This window comes from Vibrio gazogenes, from assembly GCF_023920225.1.
GTDB classification, from domain to species: domain Bacteria; phylum Pseudomonadota; class Gammaproteobacteria; order Enterobacterales; family Vibrionaceae; genus Vibrio; species Vibrio gazogenes.
In genome coordinates, this window is sequence record NZ_CP092587.1 from 3,408,951 (window position 1) to 3,432,368 (window position 23,418).

Annotated in this window: 16 protein-coding genes; 8 read left to right on the plus strand and 8 right to left on the minus strand. The window is 48.7% G+C overall.

Annotation, left to right across the window (positions count from 1 at the left end):
* Positions 1–136: 136 nt before the first annotated feature.
* The 4 genes from MKS89_RS15150 to MKS89_RS15165 are packed head-to-tail and all read right to left on the minus strand — an operon-like array spanning position 137 to position 4,695.
* Positions 137–661, minus strand: a complete 525-nt coding sequence (locus MKS89_RS15150) for a hypothetical protein (protein WP_235862462.1) — start codon at positions 659–661, stop codon at positions 137–139.
* Positions 662–706: 45 nt separating this feature from the next.
* Positions 707–2,209 carry an L-arabinose isomerase gene (araA, locus tag MKS89_RS15155; protein WP_072959359.1) on the minus strand — a complete coding sequence of 501 codons (1,503 nt, stop codon included), beginning with the start codon at positions 2,207–2,209 and terminating at the stop codon, positions 707–709.
* Positions 2,210–2,218: 9 nt separating this feature from the next.
* Positions 2,219–2,920 (minus strand): L-ribulose-5-phosphate 4-epimerase, encoded by a 702-nt coding sequence (locus tag MKS89_RS15160; RefSeq protein ID WP_106406967.1) that lies wholly within the window; start codon positions 2,918–2,920, stop codon positions 2,219–2,221.
* 56 nt (positions 2,921–2,976) lie between these two features.
* Complete coding sequence (locus MKS89_RS15165; protein WP_072959353.1) at positions 2,977–4,695, minus strand: ribulokinase; 1,719 nt, start codon at positions 4,693–4,695, stop codon at positions 2,977–2,979.
* 499 nt (positions 4,696–5,194) lie between these two features.
* Between MKS89_RS15165 and MKS89_RS15170 the strand changes: the two genes are divergently transcribed.
* From MKS89_RS15170 to araH, 3 genes are read left to right on the plus strand one after another with little or no spacing between them, the layout of a single operon-like run.
* A complete protein-coding gene (locus tag MKS89_RS15170) occupies positions 5,195–6,199 on the plus strand; it encodes an arabinose ABC transporter substrate-binding protein (RefSeq protein ID WP_072959350.1) in 1,005 nt (334 codons plus the stop codon).
* A gap of 54 nt (positions 6,200–6,253) precedes the next feature.
* Positions 6,254–7,771 carry an L-arabinose ABC transporter ATP-binding protein AraG gene (gene araG / locus MKS89_RS15175; protein WP_072959347.1) on the plus strand — a complete coding sequence of 506 codons (1,518 nt, stop codon included), beginning with the start codon at positions 6,254–6,256 and terminating at the stop codon, positions 7,769–7,771.
* Positions 7,772–7,783: 12 nt separating this feature from the next.
* Positions 7,784–8,773 carry an L-arabinose ABC transporter permease AraH gene (araH, locus tag MKS89_RS15180; protein WP_106406965.1) on the plus strand — a complete coding sequence of 330 codons (990 nt, stop codon included), beginning with the start codon at positions 7,784–7,786 and terminating at the stop codon, positions 8,771–8,773.
* Between the two features lie 21 nt (positions 8,774–8,794).
* Here the strand turns inward: araH and MKS89_RS15185 are convergent, their stop codons facing one another.
* On the minus strand, positions 8,795–9,001 hold the full coding sequence (locus MKS89_RS15185; RefSeq protein ID WP_072959345.1) for a hypothetical protein: 207 nt from the start codon (positions 8,999–9,001) through the stop codon (positions 8,795–8,797).
* An 89-nt stretch (positions 9,002–9,090) separates the two neighbouring features.
* On the opposite strand from MKS89_RS15185, the gene MKS89_RS15190 reads away from it, so the two are divergent.
* A complete protein-coding gene (locus MKS89_RS15190) occupies positions 9,091–9,438 on the plus strand; it encodes a GFA family protein (RefSeq protein ID WP_072959342.1) in 348 nt (115 codons plus the stop codon).
* A 94-nt stretch (positions 9,439–9,532) separates the two neighbouring features.
* Here the strand turns inward: MKS89_RS15190 and MKS89_RS15195 are convergent, their stop codons facing one another.
* Positions 9,533–9,808, minus strand: a complete 276-nt coding sequence (locus tag MKS89_RS15195; protein ID WP_072959575.1) for a hypothetical protein — start codon at positions 9,806–9,808, stop codon at positions 9,533–9,535.
* A 175-nt stretch (positions 9,809–9,983) separates the two neighbouring features.
* On the opposite strand from MKS89_RS15195, the gene MKS89_RS15200 reads away from it, so the two are divergent.
* Both MKS89_RS15200 and catB read left to right on the plus strand, forming a co-directional pair.
* The gene (locus tag MKS89_RS15200) at positions 9,984–10,304 is read left to right on the plus strand and encodes an antibiotic biosynthesis monooxygenase family protein (RefSeq protein WP_072959340.1); all 321 of its coding nucleotides are present in this window, start codon (positions 9,984–9,986) and stop codon (positions 10,302–10,304) included.
* A gap of 94 nt (positions 10,305–10,398) precedes the next feature.
* Positions 10,399–11,031: a type B chloramphenicol O-acetyltransferase gene (catB, locus tag MKS89_RS15205; RefSeq protein WP_072959337.1), complete on the plus strand. Its 633-nt coding sequence runs from the start codon at positions 10,399–10,401 to the stop codon at positions 11,029–11,031.
* A gap of 337 nt (positions 11,032–11,368) precedes the next feature.
* Here catB and MKS89_RS15210 read toward each other — a convergent pair whose 3' ends face one another.
* Complete coding sequence (locus MKS89_RS15210) at positions 11,369–12,247, minus strand: LysR family transcriptional regulator (protein ID WP_072959335.1); 879 nt, start codon at positions 12,245–12,247, stop codon at positions 11,369–11,371.
* Positions 12,248–12,372: 125 nt separating this feature from the next.
* Between MKS89_RS15210 and MKS89_RS15215 the strand changes: the two genes are divergently transcribed.
* Both MKS89_RS15215 and MKS89_RS15220 read left to right on the plus strand, forming a co-directional pair.
* The gene (locus MKS89_RS15215) at positions 12,373–13,581 is read left to right on the plus strand and encodes a tetratricopeptide repeat protein (RefSeq protein ID WP_072959332.1); all 1,209 of its coding nucleotides are present in this window, start codon (positions 12,373–12,375) and stop codon (positions 13,579–13,581) included.
* Between the two features lie 6 nt (positions 13,582–13,587).
* On the plus strand, positions 13,588–14,577 hold the full coding sequence (locus tag MKS89_RS15220; protein WP_077316239.1) for a DMT family transporter: 990 nt from the start codon (positions 13,588–13,590) through the stop codon (positions 14,575–14,577).
* A 118-nt stretch (positions 14,578–14,695) separates the two neighbouring features.
* Here MKS89_RS15220 and MKS89_RS15225 read toward each other — a convergent pair whose 3' ends face one another.
* A complete protein-coding gene (locus MKS89_RS15225; protein WP_072959330.1) occupies positions 14,696–22,741 on the minus strand; it encodes a non-ribosomal peptide synthetase in 8,046 nt (2,681 codons plus the stop codon).
* Positions 22,742–23,418: the final 677 nt, after the last annotated feature.

Here is a 23,418-nt window from a genome sequence, read left to right on the forward strand (position 1 = left end):
TAACGACCGAGTGTACGCTAACTCTCCGATTTCATACGATTTATGACTTCACAGTTTCGTATAAAACTTGTTACACCCTTTTGTTCTCAAGGCGCTCTATGCTCGCAAAAATATGACGTAAAACTAAAACCATAAGCTATGACAAGAAAATCCACTGTGTGGCAGAGAATGCCTCTCTGAAATGTTGATTCCCGGATTCAACCAGATAATCACTGGGTCGCTCATTATTCTGGCGCTGTAACTGATCCACCCGACCCTTCATATCGGCCACGGATCGCGGTTCAGAACCATGCTCCGTCTGAATCGCCTGAATATTGTGTCGTATATCCAAACGGGTCGGCACACGGTTTCGTGCCATATATTCGATCACCAACGCATCCGGCTGAAACGAATAAGTAATACCAAGTGAGAGGGTTTCTCCGAGCTGCACGTTACACCATTGCTCAATCCGGTCATTTTTGATCCGAAAGCGCCAGTGAAAACCTTCGGTACTGACCACCTCATCATTGTTGATCAGCTCCAACTGGCCACTAAAAAACAATTTACGGCGGGAGAACAACTGAAATACTACCGGTGTATGTGACGCGATTTCCAATTGCCAGTGATCATGAGATAACTGTGCCCGATCCGACACCTGAAATTCATCCGGGTCTATCTTCACATTGGCTCCTTATGAGGTGCCTACCCAAGCAGGCACCATCCGATTTTATATCTGACCATTGAGTCGATAGTACAAACTGTTATGTTTCAAATCCTGTTTATACTGACGTAAATGAGTCTGCTGATCGATCAGCGCCATTTCAATACCTGTAATCTCAGCATAATCTGCAAGCATATCGACGGAGACTGACTGGCTATAGACTGTATGGTGAGCACCTCCACCATAAATCCAAGCACTTGCAGCGATTTCAAGGCTTGGATGCGGTTCCCACAACGCATGAGCAACCGGTAGATTCGGCAACCCTTGAGGCGGAGTGACAGCATCAACAGTATTCACCAGCATCCGGAAGCGATCTCCTAAATCAATCACAGAAACATTCAGGGCCGGGCCGGGTTTACCGGTGAAAATCATCCGGGCAATCGGGCAATCACAACCGATCGTATGCCGATGAATTTCAATTTTTGGCCGTGCCGCAGCAATCGACGGACACACTTCCAGCATATGCGCACCCAGAACCTGACTACGCTCACTAAAGTTATAGGTGTAATCTTCCATAAAGGATGTTCCGCCGGGCTTGCCTTGTCCCATGACTTTCATCATCCGGACCATGGCTGCGGTTTTCCAGTCGCCCTCACCGCCATAACCGTACCCTTTTTCCATCAAACGTTGTGTCGCCAACCCGGGTAGGTTCGTCAGGCCAGTCAGATTTTCAAAGGTATTGGCAAATGCATGTGCACCGTGCTCAATCAAAAACTGCTCCATCCCCAGTTCAAGACGGGCTTCTTGTTGGAGGATTGCCAGTGAATCCCGATCAGTGAGTAAGCCGGGGGCAACCTCATAGGTTGAGGCATATTCATCAATCAAAGCAGACACATCGTTGTCAGCAACGGCATTGACCCGTTCGCTCAGATCACCCAAACCATAGGCATGAACTTCATAACCGAATTGAATCTGTGCTGAGACTTTATTACCTTCGGTCACAGCGACTTGGCGCATGTTGTCACCAAAACGGGCTACTTTGAGTTGCTGTGCTTCAGCAACCCCGACCGCCGCGCGACACCAATCATCAATTTGACGATGCACCGCAACATTTTTCCAATGTCCGGTAATCACTTTCCGGTTGAGATTCAACCGTGTCCCGATAAAACCAAATTCCCGACAACCATGTGCACTTTGGTTGAGGTTCATAAAGTCCATATCAATCTCTTGCCACGGGAGTTCCGCATTAAACTGCGTGTGTAAATGCAAGAATGGCTTGTTGAGCTGGCTCAAACCGCCAATCCACATTTTAGCGGGAGAAAATGTGTGCATCCATAACACCAGGCCGACACAATCCGGATCATTATTCGCTCTGCGACACACTTCAAGAATTTCATCCGGCGTTTTCACCACTTCCTGCTCAACCACTGCAACAGAAATATCAGCCGCCGTATTCAGTCCGGCAACGATTTCATGGCTATCGGCAGCAACACGCTGCAAGACCTTTGGTCCGTACAAATGCTGGGAACCCGTGACAAACCAGATCTGTTTCTTATCGAAAATTTTCATCGTGTATCCTTATTTTTCGTGATGTTCCTGCTGTCCGTAATAAGCATTCTTACCGTGTTTACGCAGGTAATGCTTATCCAGCAATGTTTGATTGATCGCCTCAACTCCGGCATTGATTTGCAGCGTTTTCAATGCCATCTCGGCCACTGTTTCGAGTACCACAGCATTGTGTACAGCCTGATCGGGCGTTTTACCCCAACTAAACGGGCCATGTTCTTTGATAATGATGCCCGGCACGGCAAGTGGTTCTTGCGTTCCTATCGTCTCAACAATCACTCTGCCGGTATTGAGTTCATAATCCTGTTGGATTTCAGCATCGGAGAGCGAACGGGTGCACGGCACATGACCATAGAAATAATCCGCATGTGTGGTGCCTAAAGGTGGGATCGACTTCCCAGCCTGAGCCCAAGAGGTCGCATTCATCGAGTGGGTATGTACCACCCCTCCGATTTCAGGGTAAGCCCGATATAACTCCAGATGCGTTTCCGTATCTGAAGATGGATTCAAATCGCCTTCGACGCGCTGACCGGCCAAATTCACCACAACCATATTTGCGGGAGAAAGGTCTTCATAAGCGACGCCGCTTGGCTTAATCACCACCAGGCCGGACTCCCGGTCAACACCGGAAACGTTACCCCATGTAAAGGTCACAAGATTATGCTTCTGCAAATCCATATTGGCTTTCCAGACCTGTTCCCGTAACACATCCATCCGGGCTTTCCATGCCGAATTAACCACAAAGTCCGGCGTGAAAGAAACATCGATATTCATGCATCCTCCTTTGACAACGATGATGCTGCATCGTCTAAACGATCCTGAGATAACTGTTCAAGTGACTGGCCTAGGTGGCAATACATGTCGTAGCGCGTTGCTCGAATATTCGCGACAGCAGAGGTTGGTGTATAAGTTCGGCTGATCGGACTCGCCATTTGCGTCTGAGCCTCTTGGGTCGTTGCATAGACACCCGCAGCAACGGCTGCAAAAATTGCCGCGCCCAACGCACAACATTGTTCAGATTCAGCGACGACAATTTCCCGACCAATCACATTGGCACAGGTCTGCATGACATAGGGTGATTTTTGCGAAATCCCACCAATGGCAATGAGTCGGTTCACATCTACACCCTGACTGACAAAACAGTCCACAATTGCTTTCGCGCCATGTGCAGTGGCTTCAACCAGCCCGGCAAACAAATCGACAGCGGTCGAGCCAAGGTTCAATTCCGCGATCGCCCCTTTCAGACGTTGATTGGCATTCGGTGTCCGGCGGCCATTATGCCAGTCCACAGCCAGCGCCTGATTACCGCCCTCTTCCAAGGTCGCAGCCGCTTGGGCCAATTGTGGAATTAGTGCGTTTTCAAACTCAGCCAGATCAAAGTTAACGTCGGGATGGTCACGCAGATATTGCTCAACCGGCCAGACCAACAACCGTTTATACCAAGCATAAATATCCCCGAACGCAGACTGCCCGGCTTCCAGCGCAGTCATATTCGGCAGCGAGCTGCCCAACACCTGACCACAGATACCGGCAATCGCCTTGTCCGCAACCTGCTGCGGATCGACCATCAAAATGTCACAGGTCGATGTGCCAATCACTTTGACCAAATCATGGGCTCCGGCTCCGGCACCGACGGCGCCCATGTGACAATCAAATTCACCGACTGCAATCGCAATACCAGCAGGTAAACCAAGCTGAGCTGCCCATTCATCCGTCAAATGTCCAGCGACCTGATCCGCGGTATAAACCTCGTGATACATCCGATCCCGCAAACCGGCTAAAGTCGGGGAAACCGCGGTCAAAAATGCTTCTGAAGGGAGTCCGTCCCATGACTCATGCCACATGACTTTGTGCCCGGCGGCACAAACACCCCGACGCAACACATCCGGATGTTGGTGACCACTCAGCACAGCGGGTACCCAGTCACACAATTCAACCCAGCTATAGGCGTGTTGTGCAACCGCAGCGTCTTGCTCACTGACCCAAGCCGCTTTCGCCCAGAACCATTCCGAAGAATAAATCCCGCCGACATAGCGGGTATAATCAGGAAAGTCACCGCTGTGTGCCAGTTGGTTAATCCGTTCGGCCATAGAGACTGATGTATGATCCTTCCAGAGAATAAACATGGCGTTCGGGTTATCGGCAAATTCTGGTCGTAGTGCTAATACCTGCCCATCGGCATCAATCGGTGCCGGTGTTGAACCGGTTGAATCCACCCCGATCCCGACGACCGATTGGGCGATCTCCGTGCTCACCTGAGCCACGGCATCTTGTATGGCTTGTGTCATTGACTCCAAATAGTCCTTTGGATGATGACGGAACTGCGATTGTGCCGGTTGACAGTATTTGCCCTCTTTCCATCTGGGATACTCTGCAACCCCGGATGACAGCTCAGCACCGGTACGAGCATTGACCAATAAAGCCCGGACTGAATCTGAACCAAAATCCAGACCAATCACATAAGGCTCACTCTTCTGCCTATTCTCCATAACTATCCCCATATTCAAGTCACTCGCACCATGCAACGCTTATCACCATCGACAAGCGACTGGCATCGGCAAGCCATCATCACGAACCGTTCATAACCACCGATAAATCGTCGTCATCATGAGACGGTATCGCGCACTCACAGTTAATATTCACTGTTGTCAGTTATAACGGTGGAATGAAGAAGGGAACATGAACGCCACAGCTAAAAATATGGATAAAAACGTTACGACTGTTTTTTTGAGGTTTCGCTTAAAAAATATGCTTATTTAGGATTTATCACGAAATGAGTCATAAAAAATCGTATGCTTAAGGATAAAAGGCTATTTAAATCGTGGATAATATTATTTTGAGAGCTGAGTCATGTTGTCTCACGCTATATGCATGGACAAAAACGCTACCTTTCATTGCTGTGATTTTCATCACTTCAATCCGAAGCGGCTTGTACGAATAATGTGCCCGAAACACCTCCCTACAACAACCAGTGGATGGAATAGCAAAATGAAGACGATAAGAAAAAAACTCGCTGTCGCCGCTTTAGCAGGAACTGCATTACTCAGTGCCTCTGCTCATGCTTTCTTTGGTAACGATGATGACACGCTTAAACTCGGTTATCTGGTAAAACAACCTGAAGAACCTTGGTTCCAAACTGAATGGAATTTTGCGGAAAAAGCCGGCAAAGAGTATGGCTTCGACGTGATTAAAATGGCGGTCCCCGATGGAGAAAAAACCCTCAATGCGATCGATACCCTCGCCGCGAGTGGTGCCAAAGGTTTTGTCATTTGTACTCCTGACCCTAAACTCGGGCCAGCTATTATGGCAAAAGCCAAGAGTTATGGTCTCAAAGTCATCACCGTTGACGATCAGTTCCTCAATGCGAAAGGCAAACCGATGACCAATGTACCATTGGTGATGATGGCCGCCAGTCAAATCGGTCAACGTCAGGGACAAGAGCTGTATAAAGAAATGACCAAACGCGGATGGAACCCGGCAGACAGTGCCGTCATGGCGATTACCGCAGATGAACTCGATACCGCCCGCCGCCGGGTCAATGGTTCAATCTCGGCACTGAAAGAAGCAGGCTTTCCAGCGGATCAGATCTATCGCGTTCCAACCAAAACCAACGACATTCCCGGTGCATTGGATGCCGCCAACTCGCTGCTAGTGCAATATCCGACTGTCAAACACTGGCTGGTCGTCGGCATGAACGACAACACTGTGTTGGGTGGTATTCGAGCAACTGAAGGACAAGGTTTTGATGCACAAAACGTGATTGGTATTGGTATCAACGGTGTGGATGCCGTCAACGAGTTGGCTAAATCCAAACCAACCGGCTTCTACGGGTCTTTACTCCCAAGTCCGGACGTTCATGGCTTTAAGAGTATCGAATCGCTGTACAAATGGGTTAAAGATGGTGTCGAACCGAAGAAATTCGTTGAAGTCACTGATGTTGTTCTGATTACCCGCGATAACTACAAAGCAGAATTGAAGAAAAAAGGACTGTAATTCCCGGCAGGTGGCACAATGTTGTGCCACCTTCTGAACCCACAGGAGGCCACTATGGCAGCATTGCCCTCTTCTTTAGAGTTTAGTCAGATTTCTAAGCACTTTCCGGGCGTAAAAGCGCTCTCGAATATTAATTTTCGTGTCCAAAGCAGCAGTATTCATGCGCTGATGGGAGAAAATGGTGCCGGGAAATCAACCTTGCTGAAAATTCTCAGCGGACTCTATCAACCCACAGAAGGACAATTGATCATTGATGGTCAGTCCGCTGTATTTTCCTCAACCGTTGATGCACTCGATCACGGTATTGCGATTATTTATCAGGAGCTGAATCTGGTACCGGAACTCAGTGTTGCTGAAAATATTTATCTGGGCCAGTTGCCGACGAAAAATGGATCGGTTGATCGGGAAACCCTTCACCGTAATGCACGAGAACAGTTAATCCGACTCGGGGAAGACTTTGACCCCTCCCGCCCACTGAAAGAATTCTCGATTGGTCAGTGGCAAATGGTTGAAATCGCGAAAGCCCTCAGTCGCAATGCACGCATCATTGCCTTTGACGAACCGACCAGTAGTTTGTCACAACGGGAAATCGAGAATTTATTTAAAGTCATTCGTGAATTGCGTGATGACGGCAAAATCATTCTTTATGTGTCACACCGAATGGAAGAAATTTTCGAGCTGTGTGATGCCATTACCATTTTCAAAGACGGTACCCACGTCCAGACTTTCGATACATTGACTGATCTCACCAATGACCGACTCGTCGAACTGATGGTCGGACGAGAAATCAATGATATCTATCATTACCGCGGCCGCGAATACGGTAAAAGCGGACTTAAAATTGACGAACTGATGGGGCCGGGGATTACTCAGCCAGTTTCTCTCGACATTCGTTGCGGAGAAATTCTCGGACTCTTCGGTCTGGTTGGTGCTGGTCGCACTGAACTGACACGGCTGATTTTCGGGGCAGATAAAGCAACTTCCGGCACGATCACTATCCAAGGTGAAACCGTCCGGATCCACTCCCCCAGTGAAGCAATTCGGGCCGGCGTAACCCTCTGTCCGGAAGATCGTAAAGCTGACGGTATCGTGCCGATTCTTTCCGTCCGGGAAAATACCAATATCAGTGCCCGGCCAGACTTTCTCAAGCCAGGCGGGTGCATTGATTTTCGCTGGGAAGAGAAAAATGCCCAATTACAGTGCGAAGCACTGAACGTGAAAGCTGCCTCCCTTGACCAACTTATCGGTGAGCTCTCAGGCGGCAACCAGCAAAAAGTGATTCTTGCCCGTTGGCTCTCAACGGACATGAAAGTCATCCTACTCGACGAACCGACGCGGGGAATCGATGTCGGTGCAAAATCTGAAATTTATGAATTGATCTTCAAATTGGCAGAGAACGGTGTCGCGGTACTCGTGGTATCCAGTGACCTGCCAGAAGTGTTGGGGATCTCCGATCGATTACTGGTCATGAAAGACGGTGCAATCTCCGGAGAGCTACAACGTGAACAGTTTGATGAACAAACCGCATTACGTCTAGCGATGTTAGGTACAAGCAACCCTGTCGCAGCATAGAGGAAATCAGTAATGGCCATTACAACCACCAAACCGAACACCAATGAGCCGAAGAAACCGGGCATCGATTTCTCCCACATCTGGGACAAATTCGGGATGCTCATTGTATTTGCAGGGCTATTTCTGCTCTGCGCTTTTTTCGTGCCCTATTTCGCCACCTTTATCAATATGAAAGGATTGGGACTGGCGATCTCCATGAGCGGCATGGTCGCTTGCGCAATGTTATTCTGCCTTGCCTGTGGTGACCTTGACCTCTCGGTTGCCTCAGTGATTGCCTGCTCCGGCGTTGTTACCGCTGTCGCAATCAATGCCACCAGTAGCGTCACCCTCGGCATCATTGCCGGATTATTGTCCGGAGTATTCTTTGGTCTGATCAATGGCTTCGTCATCGCCAAACTACAGGTCAATGCCCTGATCACCACACTGGCGACCATGCAGATTGCACGCGGACTGGGCTACATTATCTCTGATGGGAAAGCCGTCGGTATCACCGAAGAAAGCTTTTTCGCCATGGGTAACTCTTCAGTTCTGGGGATTCCGACACCTATCTGGCTGACAGTTATCACGTTTATTGTCTTCGCATTCCTGCTCAATCGGACGGTTTACGGCCGCAATACGCTCGCCATCGGAGGCAACGAAGAAGCAGCGCGACTGGCTGGGGTAAACGTGGTGAAGACCAAACTGATTATCTTCACAGTATCCGGATTTATTTCTGCGCTGGCCGGTGTAATTCTCGCAGCACGGATGACCAGTGGACAGCCGATGACTTCCGTCGGTTTCGAACTGGTCGTTATCTCAGCCTGTGTTCTGGGTGGCGTGTCACTGAAAGGCGGGATCGGCAAAGTCTCTTACGTGATTGCAGGGGTACTGATTCTGGGCACCGTCGAGAATGCAATGAACCTGCTGAATATGTCTCCGTTCGCACAGTATGTGGTTCGCGGTTCGATTCTGTTAGCAGCCGTCATTTTTGACCGCTACAAACAAAAATCCAGAAAGGTTTAAGTTATATCGGTACTTTGATATTTAACAGCGGATAATGACTCCCCCCCAAAGCCCTCGGCAGATTTCCCTGTCCGGGGGCTTTGCATATTTTAAGGCGAGGTCTTGCTTGGGGGAGATGACGGTGCCGTAAATGTTTACGCTGAGTGCATCGATCACGTTAGCTTTTAAAAAGGTTTCACCGAATTCAAATAACCCGACGAGACGAATGGAGTAATCATTTATTGCCATCAGAAGTCATGTTATACAGAACAATTGAAGAATGTTATACGGCAGGAAGCGGTCTAACAACGGTTAGGTGAATACAGGGGAATGATCGAATGGAATTAAAGTGTCACTGTGGAAACGTTAGCTTAATATTGAGTTCTCTCCCTAAAGAAGTTGGTGAGTGTAACTGTTCTATTTGTCGTCGTTATGCTGCGGCTTGGGCGTACTATTCTCCTGAGCAGGTCCAAATAAACATGAATGAGAAAACGGCTTTTTATTGTTGGGGTGACAAAGAAGTCGAGTTTCATCGTTGCAACATATGTGGCTGCTTAACGCATTACATTACAACACAGAAGTGCTCTGAAGATATCTTGGCGGTTAATATGAGAATGGCTGAGAATGAAGTGCTTTCAAATATTCCTGTCCGCAAGATCGACGGTGCGTCGTACTCATTCACCTAACAAGTTGCAGCTAGAGTTTGGGGCTCACCTTACCCGATTTAGAGTGCTGATTCTTCATACAAACTATTTCAGACGGACTGCCAACACACGAAACCTACAAAATATTATTACGTACCAGCCCTCTTTTGACGTTCGTGCAAAGCTTTCCAAATCGCCGAATGTCATCAAAGTTAGGCACAGACCCTCGTGATAGATTATGCTCCCAGTAAGAAAGTTCTGACTCTACCAGTTCCATCAGTTTTTTGGGGCAGCCAATGCAATTGGATTCCGTACCACAACGGAAAGTGTCGCTGTCATAAAGCGGTAACTCTCGTTTAGCTTGGTCAATAATCAACTGCATCGCAGTGACTCTATCAGGTTTCATGGTCATTTTGTGGTGTGATTTGATGAGGGGTGGAGCGTTCATTTTATCGCTTTGACATCCTTTGTAAATTACCTTTAAGAGATATTGTATCGCCAAGTATTCAACCATACTAAATGACGATGAATGGTTGAAGTTCTGTCAACAACCGACATAGCCGCATGAAATATTAAAAGGATGAAATATGTCCCTCATCGCTAACACACCGAAACCGCCTTACTACGCGGTGATTTTCACTTCTCACCGAACGGAAGGTGATAACGGTTACGACCAGATGGCCGACCGGATGGTTGAATTAGCTTCAAAACAACCGGGATTTCTAGGCATCGAGTCCGCAAGAGAAGATGTTGGAATAACCGTTTCATATTGGACTGATCTTGAGTCCATCAAGCAGTGGAAAGCCAATGCAGCGCATCAAGAAGCCCAAAGGCTTGGCCATGAAAAATGGTATTCATCATTCAGAACTCGGATATCGAAGGTCGAACGAGACTACGGCATTGAATAAGCTTAAACACTCAGAACAAATATCAGAAATTGATGCTTCGATGTAAACGAAAAGACGCAGGCACTCAATTCAAGAATTTTGGTGTAAACATTAAATGAAAAATTATTTTGAAAGCCCGTTTAAGGGAAAACCGCTGACAGAACAAGTCAAGAACCCAAATATCAAAGTCGGCCGTTATAGCTATTATTCAGGCTACTATCATGGACACTCATTTGATGAGTGCGCTCGCTACCTCCTGTCCGATCGCGATGATGTGGATAAACTGATTATCGGCAGCTTTTGTTCTATCGGCACAGGCACCTCCTTTATCATGGCCGGAAATCAAGGTCATCGATATGATTGGGTAACGTCATTTCCTTTCTTCTATATGGATGAAGAGCCTGCATTTTCGGAATCAGTCAATGCTTACCAGAGTGCCGGAGATACCGTGATAGGCAGCGATGTGTGGATTGGCTCTGAAGCGATGATCATGGCTGGCGTAAAAGTCGGTCATGGTGCAGTCATTGGTAGCCGGGCTTTGGTGACCAAAGATGTCGAACCCTACACCATTGTTGGCGGTAATCCCGCAAAAACGATAAGAAAACGCTTTTCAGAACCGGAAATTGCAATGTTGCTGGAGATGCAGTGGTGGGATTGGCCGTTGGAACAGATTAAACAAGCAATGCCGTTGTTGTGTTCGTCTGATATTGCCGGTCTTTTCCAGCAGTGGCAGCGCTCAAAATCCTGATCAACTGCTGCTGTCTCCCTCTTCAGAAGACGCGGCTTATCGCCTATATCAGGATCAGTGTCATGCTGTAACGCAGCGGTTGATGCCGAAGCTTTCATTAAAGCTGGATAGCATGCAGGTGTTAGGACTTTGAATTACATCGCATTTTTCTGAGCAACATGTACAAAGTCGGGGGCAATGATGTTCTTTGTTCGCCCCTTCTTTTATGCTGCATCATCAAGGCATAAATAAAAATCGATAGAAACAATACAAATACAAGGGAAATCGTTACAAATGACCTTTTACTCATATCAATGTACCACCTGATATCATTGACCTTCCGGAATAGGACACCCAGTCACGCTCCCACCGAATGCAACTGTTGAGCAAGGGTAATAAATGCCTTGACTGCGGGGCTGGCCTGATGGCTGTCCAATACCGCCAAACCGATACGCCGCTTGATCGGTGGTGATAATGGCCGACAGACATAGCGGTCCGAATCACGCTCCGGTAGCGACGACTCCGCCACAACGGAAATCGCATCACCACTTTCAACGAGTGACAAAATACTGAGTAACTGCGACGTGCGATAGCGAATCTGCGGCTGTAGCTTTGCGGCATGAAACAGGCGAATGACCCACTCACCGGATCCCGCCCCGGTCAAGATAAACGGGTCATAACACAGTGACGATAACGTCACTGACTCAAGCCGACTCAGTGGATGTGCCGCAGGCAGTAAAGCCACCATCTGATCGTCTAATAACGGGAACACATCCAGATCATTTTCCGGCAAAACCACAAAACACACATCGACGCGACGCTCTCTCAACCACTGAACCACCTGCATATCCGGCCCTTCATCGATATAGACTTCGATCCCCGGAAATTTTTTCTGATACTGGTGAATCATATGCGGCAACAAACGGACGGACGAAGTCGTCCCGAATGAACCGATACGCAACATGCCTTGCTTCATTCCCTGTGCATCGGTCGCTTCTTGACGCATTGTTTCTGCAACGCCCAGCAAGGTCCGTGAGCGCGCTAACAACCGAGTCCCGATATCGGTCAGCTCGACGCGACTTTGGTGACGGTGGAACAGTTTTACCCCAAACTCATCTTCTAATGCTTTGATCGCATGTGACACCCCCGATTGAGAAATGCCAAGCCGCTGGGCCGCAATCGTGAAATGCAGGCTATCTGATAAAACCGAAAATATTTCCAACTGCGTAAATGTCATACCCACCTCATGAGTAAATCCTCATTTCCTTATGAGTGATCATATCGATCATCATATAAAACCATATGAATCAAATCTTTTCTATGGTCTACACCATAAAACAACAATGGCAAAGGAGTGGCAGTATGGTTCATCAGTCACAACGCTCAACAGATGGCGTTTCATCTTTATGGCCGGAAATTAACGGCTATTTTTTATCTTTTCAGGAAATTCCTGCACATTGTCAGCCCCACAATAAAACACACCAGACGTTCTATCAGCTCTTGGCCGGATTTGACGGCACCACCAGTTGTGAAATTCGCGAGTTTTATCGGTTTAACTTACACCTTGCCCAAATGAACTGGCGTGAAATCCAAAGACCAGAATTCAAACTCATCTACCAGGCTTGTGAAGCCTGGGCACGGTTCCAGTATGAGCAGGCTTATACACTGATGAGAGTTCACTTAAAGCGCTTTCCGACCGATGTGATTGCGCTGTATATTTTACATATGTTTGAGTTCTGTACCGGTCGAACCACGCGGTTACTCGATGTATTGAAACATTGTGAAGCGGCTTTGCCCCGCACCCATGCGCTCTACCCTTTCTATCTCGCGATCAAGTCTTTCGTGCTGTGTGAATGTCAGCAATACGAACCCGCTTTAGCCGCTGGCTGGGATTCTATCGAAAACTGTCCTGACAATGTTTACGGTATTCACGCGATTGTCCACACGTTGCACGAAACCGGACAATGGGAACAAATCATCGCGTTCTTAAATCACCGGGCCTCATCATGGATAAATAATCCCGGAATGAAAATTCATATCTGCTGGCATCTTGTCATTGCTTATGAACAAAATCATATGCCGGAAGCTGCCTTAGATACCTTCCACACCTTGTGTAATATGAAAGAAACACCGTTTGCGAAACAGGACCTCGATGCCGTCGGGTTTCTGTGGCGGCTTCACCTGAAGCAGACCGATCATGCGTTTCAGAAGCAGTGGCAGAAGCTTGCAACACTCTGGACAGGCGTGATTGAAAACTCAGTTTCTTATCTTCACAAGCTCCACGCCGCGTTGTCATTTTCTGCGACCCAACAGCCGTTTCTGATTGAAAAGCTCATCGCTGAATGTGACGGCTTCGGGATTGACCCGCAAACACACCGTACTGGGGTGGCCATTTTAAGAGCGATTCATCAGTTCACGCTCGGACAGTATCAAACCTGTTTATCGGAACTGGAACAGAGCCAGCAGTCTTGGCATCTCATCGGTGGCAGCCATGCACAGCGCGATATCCTCCATCTGACCAAAGCGTATGCGGCGCAACACGCACAGTACGCTCTCAATATAGCGAGTTAATCAAATATGCGTCATACAACTGAACGTTCTTCTCAGCTAAGTGATAGCCGCGCCCGTCATCCCGGCATCTATCTCAAACTCGCCTTGGTTTCTGTCATTTGGGGCGGAACTTTTGTTGCCGGACGGGCGATCAATCCGGAAATCCCGCCACTTGTTTCTGCAACATTGCGGTTCTTGCTGGCCGGTGCAACACTGGTGCTGGTGTTAGCCTTGAGCGGAAAAGGCTTTGTCCGCATCACGAAAAAACAAGTCTGTGTCCTGTTTGGGCTCGGTTTCTGTGGTATCTACACCTATAACCTGTTTTTCTTTTATGGATTACAACATATCAGTGCTTCCCGAGCCTCACTGATCGTCGCCGCTAATCCGGCCATGATTGCTATCGCATCTTTTCTGTTCCACAAAGAACGGTTTTCACTCACCCGACTATGCGGCATTACCCTTTGTATCGTTGGAGCGGCGATGGTGATTATCAGTAAATCCCCACAATCCGTGTTTCAGGCTCACACCTCAATCATCGGTGATCTCATGATTGTCGGCTGCGTACTGAGTTGGGTAGCCTATAGCGTGTTCGGCAAGCACACCGTACAAACCATCGGGCCACTGCATACGGTGACTTACTCGGTTTTAGCCGGTGCCGCCATGCTCACACTGACCACTCTGTTCAGCGGTCAATTTCATCTCGGGGTACTGGAATCGATTCATGTTCAGGACTTCATGAGCCTCAGTTATTTGGGGATTGTCGGATCAGCGCTTGCTTATATCTGGTACTACAGTGGCATTGAAAAGATCGGGGCAACCCGGGCCGGTGCTTTTATCGCTCTCAATCCAATTGCGGCCGTTTCTCTGGGCGCGCTCCTACTTGATGAGCGTCTCAGCGTGTTAATGGGCGTGGGTGGCTTGCTGGCCATTGTGGGGATTTTACTCTGTAACCGACCGGAGAAATTGAAGCCGGGTCAGGTCACACCGGATCCGTTACTGGCGACTCAAGGGCGCTAATCCGGGATACCAGAAGATCCGTGATTTGAGCTATAAATAATCACTGATAATTCACTCACAAAAAATTGCCCACCAGACGGTGGGCAATTTCTTTTATGACACATCACCAAACTTTCATTCAGATATCGGTCACTAATGTGCGGAATGTCGGCTGCATAATTTCAGCAATCAAATAGACGAAAGGCGGTCTGAGCAGACTGAAATGATCAGCACGACTTTCAATGCAATGCAGATTCAGTGACTGCGCCTGCCAAGCCTCTTTGACACCGGCTTTCATATCCTGAGTAAACACCAGATTGACCAAAGCCTTCGGCTGTACGGCAGGTTGATAATGCGTTCGGATGTTGGTCGCAAAGACAGAGAAAATACCATCCAAATCATCCACACTGGTATTGCCCGTCAGCACGCCTTGTTCAACCAAATAACCATACACCAACGTCAACCGCTCTCTGTGGCTGAAGCCTTTCAGGTCTTGCTCAGTCAGGCCTAAAGCTGCACCTTGTCTTTCAAACTGCTCGATGAGCAACATCAGTGCCGACAAATCACTGTATTCTCGAGGCGTCGCATCCGGTGCTTCAGAATCCGCAACCGTCAGTGAGGCGACCTGAATCCCTTCCGCTTCAAGCAATGCGGCCAGCTCCAAGGCAACCCAACCCCCGAACGAGTGTCCGACAAGATGCACAGGCCCGACACAAGATCTTGATTCCAGTGCTTTCAGATAGAAAGCGGCGGCTGCCTGAACCGTGGTATGCGGAATATCATTGCCTTCCAGACCACGCGGTTGGAAACCAAGAACCGTCCAGTCAGATGCAATGGACTGCACCAACCCCATGAAGGCACAGACATTCACACCGGCACCGGGAATACACAAGACGGTCGGTCCGTGACCATGACCTTCCTGAAGGGTCACCAGTGGATCATAGTCAGCATTACGCATGACTTTACCACTCGCATAGTCTTTCTCCCGATCATGGAGATCGTTTGAGATCGCCTGACCGACATAGCCAATATATGGCTCAACAATTAAGTGATAATGCGTCGTCCCCGGAATCGTCGTCGGACGAATCGATGTTTCAGGTAAAAAGCGATCCCAACGCAGATATGGCACAATATCGTCTTCTTCACCTTGAGGACGCAGCTCCGCAACATAAAGATCGATATCGACCGGTAGATTTTGGTACTCATATTCCGCTCGAATCAACGCCTCGCGGTGCAACATCCAGTTCATGAAGTACGTGTCTGTCCAGCCAGCCGGTAACATCCCCATATCTTTGGCCATCCGGTAGTGATCTTTCCACGTCATCCCCGCTTCCAGGGTACTTTCCGATTCGGCCAGACCATAGATGTCATACGCAAGACCGTCGTAAATCTCTTTACTCATCAGCAGAATTTTCTGCTCTTCGGTCAGGTGCTCTTCACCCACATGGCGCGGCACAAAGGCTTTCTCGGCCCTCGTATCAATCACACCGACGTATTCAATCTCCTGATCTTGCCCGAGCAGTTGTCTCGCGACTTCATAAGCCAGAGTGCCGCCGAGCGAAATGCCTGTCATTCGATACGGCCCTTCCGGTTGGGTTTCACGGATGATTCTGACATAACGTGCCGCAGCGCCCTGAATGGTGTAGAACGGTGGTGTATTACGTGCCGGAGCCACCAAACCATACACCGCAATATCTTTATCGATATAAGAGGTCAGCAGGGGTGAATACAGCATCTCTCCGCTGGCTTCCGGCACAATAAACAGTGGCCGCTGATCACCGGTTGCAGGACGAAGAGCCACAGCATGTTCAATTAACACCTCAGAACTGCGCTGAATATAATCGGCAATATCGGCGAGTCGCGATGCAGAGAACAACGTCGAAAGTGTCAGCTCATAGCCATGTTGACGGGCTTCGTTGAGGAACTGTACCGCCACCAGTGAGTGACCGCCCAATTCAAAGAAACTATCGTTGCGCCCGACTTTTTCAACCCCGAGCAATCGCTGCCAAATCGCAGCAATCGTTTCTTCCACTTCACCTTCCGGCGGAATATAAACTTGCGTGACAAAGTCAGCGGCTTCCGGCTCTGGCAGTGATTTACGATCAACTTTGCCGTTCGGTGTCAGCGGAATCTGGTCGAGTTTGACATAAGCCACAGGCACCATGTAATCCGGCAGACGTGCAGACAAATAAGCACGCAGCGGTGCTGTCTGAGCATGACCGACATAGTAAGCCAGCAAGCGCTGATCATTATTCTGTGTTTTCGCCGCAATCACGACCGCTTCAGCAACCCCATGATGGGTACTCATACAGGCACTGATTTCTCCCAGCTCGATTCGGAAACCCCGTATTTTAACTTGGCTGTCATTCCGGCCAAGGTATTCAATTGTCCCATCGGCAGTCCAACGGCCTAAATCACCACTGCGATACATCCGAGCACCGAATTCGTAAGAATACGGATCATCGAGGAAACGTTTTTCCGTCATATCGGGACGGTTGAGATAACCTCTGGCGACACTCTTACCACCGATATAAATTTCCCCTTTGACACCGATGGGAACCAACTGCTGATACTCATCCAGAATATAGATACTGGTATTATCGACTGGCGAACCGATATGCAATAAATCGTCTGTCGGCTGAATCACACCTGACGTTGCAACCACGGTGGTTTCGGTTGGTCCGTAGTTATTGACCAGCGTAAATGAGCTCTCCGGATGCGGATGATGATTCAATCGATCCCCACCGACTAACAACGTCCGCAGCGTCGGGTGCTCAAGTTGTCTTGACAGCACCAGTTCAGCAATCGGTGTGGATAAGAAGCCGACTTCAATCGGTTGTGATATCCACCAAGCCAGTAACTGCTCCGGATCGCGAGAAATTTCAAGCGCCGGCAACATGACATGTGCCCCGGTACACAATGGCGGCCAGACTTCCCAGACGGTTGCGTCAAAACCAACCCCTGCCACACTGGAAACACAAGTACCCGCCTGAATCTCAAACGCCCGATTGTGCCAATGCACCAGGTTCGCCAGATTGCGGTGTTCAACCATCACCCCTTTGGGTTGCCCGGTTGAGCCTGATGTGTAAATGACATAAGCCAAATGATTCGGTCGAATGTGCTCAGATTGCGGATTGGTTGCCGGATAATCACGCCACATGAACATCTCTGTACTGACGTTAATCACACGGATTCCCGCATTGCCGACAATCGTTTCTGTATCGAGGATGCCGTCAGATAAAATCAATGTTGGCTGACTGTCCGACACCATGTATTGCAAACGATCGGCCGGATAAGTCGGATCCATCGGGATATAACATCCCCCGGCCTTCAATGTCGCCAGCATCGCAACCATGAGATCGGTGTTACGGTCACAACAGAGGCCAACTCGCTGATCAGGAGAGACCCCCTGAGCCCGCAGATAATACGCCAGACGGTTCGCTTGCCGGTTCAATTCGCGGTACGTCAGTTTCTGAGTGTCACTCATCACTGCCATCACATCCGGATATTTGTCAGCCTGTTGTTCAAACAGGGTATGGACACAGATATCAGTGACAGCGGCAGTGCGTGTTGCATTCAGTTGGTTAATCACTTGCCGATATTCATCTTTCGGCAAGATGTTCAACGAATGAATCAACCGTTTGGGCTCATATTCCAGCGCGGAGATCAACTCGCGTAAAGCGCGCGTGACCATAGCACCGACACGTTCGCAACCGATACTTGCATCCACTTGAATATCTAAAGAAAACCCTTGGGTGGGATTGTCATTGACCGACAACGTGATCGGATAGTTGGTTCGCTCTTCGGTAAACAGCAGGTTCATCGATCCGGTGTCAATCCCTGTCTGACTGTTGCCCCCATCATAACGATAGTTGAGCAAGCTGCTAAACAAAGGTGTTTGTGGCGCTACACCACTACACTGCTGAGCCAGAGACAACGAACCATGCTCATACTCAAGCATTTCTGCCAGATGCCGATGCGTATACTGAACGGCTTCCGTGACCGTTTCATGGGCAAGTGACAAACGCAACGGTAATGTATTGAGGAACATCCCCAGCACACGGTCAGCCCCTTCACCACCGGCCATTCGGCCAAACAGTACCGTGCCGAACACCACATCATCACTGCCAGTCGTCGCACGAACCACCAGCCCCCAAGCCAAATGGAACAGGCTGGCGGCACTGACCCCCTGACGACGAGCGTGTTCACGGAGCAACTGAGACAGATCATCATCAACCGGTAAATGCAGTTCATGAATTTCGTGACCATCACCTTGCACATTGAGTAAACCGAATGGTGCAGAAGGCTCATCAATATCACCGAGACGTGCAGAGAAGTAAGCACTCTCTTTTTCCGGATCGCTATCCAACCGACTCTCAAACACAAAGTTTCGGAATGGGAGTGGCGTTGGCAGTTGTTCTACCCGATTGAGCAGATGCGCCTGCACTTCTTCCATCATCAACTCCAATGTGGTGTGATCCAGACAGAAATGATGCATCAGTAAGCAGAGTAACCATCGTCCTTCGGCGGCATCTTCAACCTGATAGGCTTCAATCATCGGTGCCCGATGAACATCCAGACGGGTATGACTTGGATCGAATCGCTGCTGAATCGCCTTGACCATGTTCGAACCGTCAAGCGTCAGTGGCGTCAGCGGCAACACGGCATCACGCCATACCACCTGAACCGGCACGTCCAACTGATCCCAGACGAGGCTGGTTCTGAGAATATCATGACGTTTCACGACTGCCTGAAGCGCATCGACAAACTGTTGCAACGCATCCTGACTGGCGAAAGCTTTAATCGCCCGCGTCACGTAAGGGTCGCCTTTTTCTTCCAACAAATGGTGGAATAAAATCCCTTCCTGTAACGGTGCCAGCGGATAGATATCCTGAATGTTTGCTGCACCACCGGGAACGGAGGCCGTAATGGTGTCGATCTGAGACTGACTCAGTTCCACCAGTGACAGCATGTCCGGGGTAATTTGCGTACATCCTTCGGGAATCAGCTTCGCTGGAACCTGACGCTCACTCTTCGATGACTGACTCAAGGTTTGCGCCAGCTCTGCCAGCGTCGGTGTGGTGAACAACGATTTGATCGCCAGATGGTAATAATGATGTCTCAGGCGTTCGATCAACTGTACCGCCAGCAGTGAGTGTCCGCCCAGTTCAAAGAAATTATCATGCCGTCCCACTTGCTCAACATGCAACAAGGATTGCCAAATCGAGGCCAGTAACTGCTCTACGTTGCCGCGTGGCGCTGCATAACTCCGGTGCACAAATGCATCCGCATCGGGTTCGGGTAATGCTCGGTAATCGACTTTGCCGTTTGCTGTCAGCGGAATCGCATCCAACCCGACAAATGCCGCTGGTACCATGTAGCTGGGCAGAGATTCACTCAGTCGTTGTTTCAACGCTTCAATCTCAATTGATGTCTTGTGTTGACGGGTGTAGTACGCGACCAAACGCTCGGATGATTCATCGGCGTGTAACACCGTGACGACGGCGCTCTGAACGCCCGGACAAGCCTGCAAAGCCGTTGCAATTTCACCCAGCTCGATCCGGAAACCCCGAATTTTGACCTGACTATCATTGCGGCCCTGATATTCAATCGTCCCATCTAAACGCCAACGCGCGAGATCTCCCGTGCGATACATTTTGCTCTCTTGCTGATCGGAGAAAGGGTCGGCTAAAAAACGTTCAGCGGTCATCTTCGGACGGTTCAAATACCCACGGCTGACACTATTCCCGCCGATATAGACTTCACCGGTCACCCCAAGTGGGACGGGGCGTAAGAATTCATCGAGGATATAGATGCGAGTATTCGCAATCGGGCTACCGATATGCAGCATATCATCCGCTGCCCGAATCGCGCCCGATGTCGCAACAACCGCAGTTTCCGTCGGACCGTAATTGTTCACCAAAGTATAAGAAACCGATTTATCCGGTTGACGCGTCAGCCGGTCACCACCGACCAACAGATACCGTAACGTCTTCGGTGCAACCTGACGTGCAAATGCCAGTTCAGCAATCGGGGTCGGTAAGAAACCGACTTCTATCGGTTGTTCACCCCACCAATGAAGCAGTTGCTCAGGATCACGCGAAGCTTCCAGCGATGGCATCGTCAATGTCGCACCGGCACTTAATGGCGGCCACACTTCCCAGACAACCGCATCAAACCCGAGCCCGGCAACACTTGACACACACGTTCCTTGCTGAACATGAAATGCGCGGTTATGCCAGTTGACCAAATTCAGCAATTGACGATGTTCAACCATGACGCCTTTCGGCTGACCGGTTGAGCCGGAGGTATAGATAATGTAAGCGAGGTTTTCAGGGCCGAGATCTCTGACCATAGGGTCTGACGATGGTTGCTCAAACCATAAGCCACGATCTTGCTGGGTATGAATCAGCCGTGATTCGGGCAATGTTTCTGCCATCAGGCCGCTGAAATCGATCACTCCGTCGGTCAGCACCACGGTCGGCGCACTGTCGGCAAGCATGTACTGCAAACGTTCTGCCGGATACGCGGGATCAATCGGCACATATCCCCCACCGGCTTTTAGTGTTGCCAACATCGCGATCAACAAGTCAGGCCCTCGGCCACAACAGATTGCAACTCGGCTTTCCGGACCAACCCCGAGAGACCGCAAGTAATGAGCGAGGCGGTTGGCACGAATGTTCAGCCCACCGTAATTGACGCTTTCTCCGGCACACGTGAATGCAATATGCTCCGGCTCTTCACTCACCCGCCGTTCAAACAGTTCATGAACATATTGTGCCGGCGGAAATGCAATTTGCGTCTGATTCCATGCATCAATCATCGACGCTTCTTCCGGCATTTGCAGATGATAATGATTCACTGCCGTGAGTGCCGGTTCACTCGCTGCACAGGAGAAGAAGTACATCAGGCGATAGAAATGAGAGGCCAGTGTCATTTCACTATACAAAGCAGCATTAGCATCGATACATAGCTCCAGCCCCTGTTGAGGGCCACGATCACAAATGTTGATCGAGAGGTCGTCAATGGGTCCCAGAGTCAGGTTATTCACATTGACGGGCGCGTCACCAAACTTCATTTCATATTCAAACGGCAAGATATTAATATCGGTCGAGAACAGTTGTTCACTCTCGGTCAGAATCCCAAGATCGGACGCCAGATCTTCACCGCGGTAACATTGGTGACGTACGGCACCGAGAATACGGCGTTTTACCTGAGAGACAATATCGACGAGCGTGTCCTCAGTACCGATATTGACCCGCAAGGGCAGCACATTGGAAACCATACCGGGGAATTGACGCAGTCTCTTATTGGTTCGCGCGACCATCGGGCACCCGACAACCAGATCATCTTCTCCGGTGACACGGTGCAGATAAATCGCGATTAAAGCGATCAGCAGTTGTGGCACCTGACTTTTACATTCCACCGCCAGTTCTCTTAACATCCGGTTAGTGGATGCCGGTAAGTACATCTGTTTACGAATAATATTCGTGCAGGGGGCCTGTCTATCCGACAAACTCACAGGCGCAGGCCGATCTTTCAGGACCTCTTGCCAATACGCTTTGTCGCGAAGGTAGTGCTTCGATGCTTTGTATTCTTGCTCAATCTCGATCGCTTCAGCCAACGAAATGAACTGACAGGCCGGCGGTTCTTCTCCTGCCACCAGTGCAGAATAAATTTCAGCCACACGACTGGATAACAGAACCCCGCCAAAACCGTCCAACACCAAATGGTGAACACAGGCGTAATACCAAAAACGCTCAGGGCCGAGTTGTAACAACGCAAAAGAAAACGGAGGGCCCTGCTCTAGGTCAAAAGGGCGGGCCAAGTCGGCATCAAGCCATGCTTTGGCAGCGCGTTGGGGATCGGATTCCGCCTGAAAATCGAGAATGGGTAGTTCCCAGTGAGGATCGACACCAAACCGCTGCTTCGGTCCTTGAGGCGTCAGCTCAAAAACCTGTTGAAAGGATTCAATCTCTCTGGCAGTCCTGCGGATAGCCACTTCAAAAAGATCCGGCTGAACCACACCAGATATTTCCAGATATTCGGTAATTTTAAAGAATTTGCCATGAGCATCGGGCTTGAGCTCTTGCGCAAACCAGATTCCCCGTTGAGCCGATGATAATGGAAGCGCCAAATGACTTTTTCGCTCTAATTGAATAGAGGATTTATGGTTATCGTTCATATTGATATTCACTCACATATTCTGATAAATAAAATTCAAACACACAGATAAAATAACAAAGCCAATAAAGTGACAATCTTATTAAGATGAAATCGTTTTACTTTGTATAATAAAACAGTATTCAATTCAATCATGAGCAACTGACCAATATATCCAATAAACTGATGAGTAATGAATAAGAAAAGTAATCAAAAACAACCGATAAAGCGCGAAATAGAGTAGAAAGACAATATAAATAATTTCCAGAAAGACAGATTGTTTTTTCTCTTTTTTGGTAAGAAATCAAATTTAAATTTAAATTAATTGATAACAGACATATTTATATAATTGTCCAAAAAAACAGAATCAAAAGAAAACAAAAATAAAACCAACAAAAACAATAAACTATAGAGGAATAGCATGATCTATGGAGATGAAGAATAATCAGAAGAGCAAGGATAGTTGAAAAAACAAATTGTGGTCTAATTTGTTCAGGTAAACAATACGTGTAACATTGAGAAAATAAGTGGGAAAGTCCGTCATGAAAAACAAACAAAAATAGGCTAAAGCCAAGATTAATTTTTATTAAAAACAAGCCGACGATTACTTAATATAATAATCATCAGCAAAACACCAATAATATACATCCAAATACAACAGTTCTAATATTTCGCAATAAAACCATCATAAATAAAATA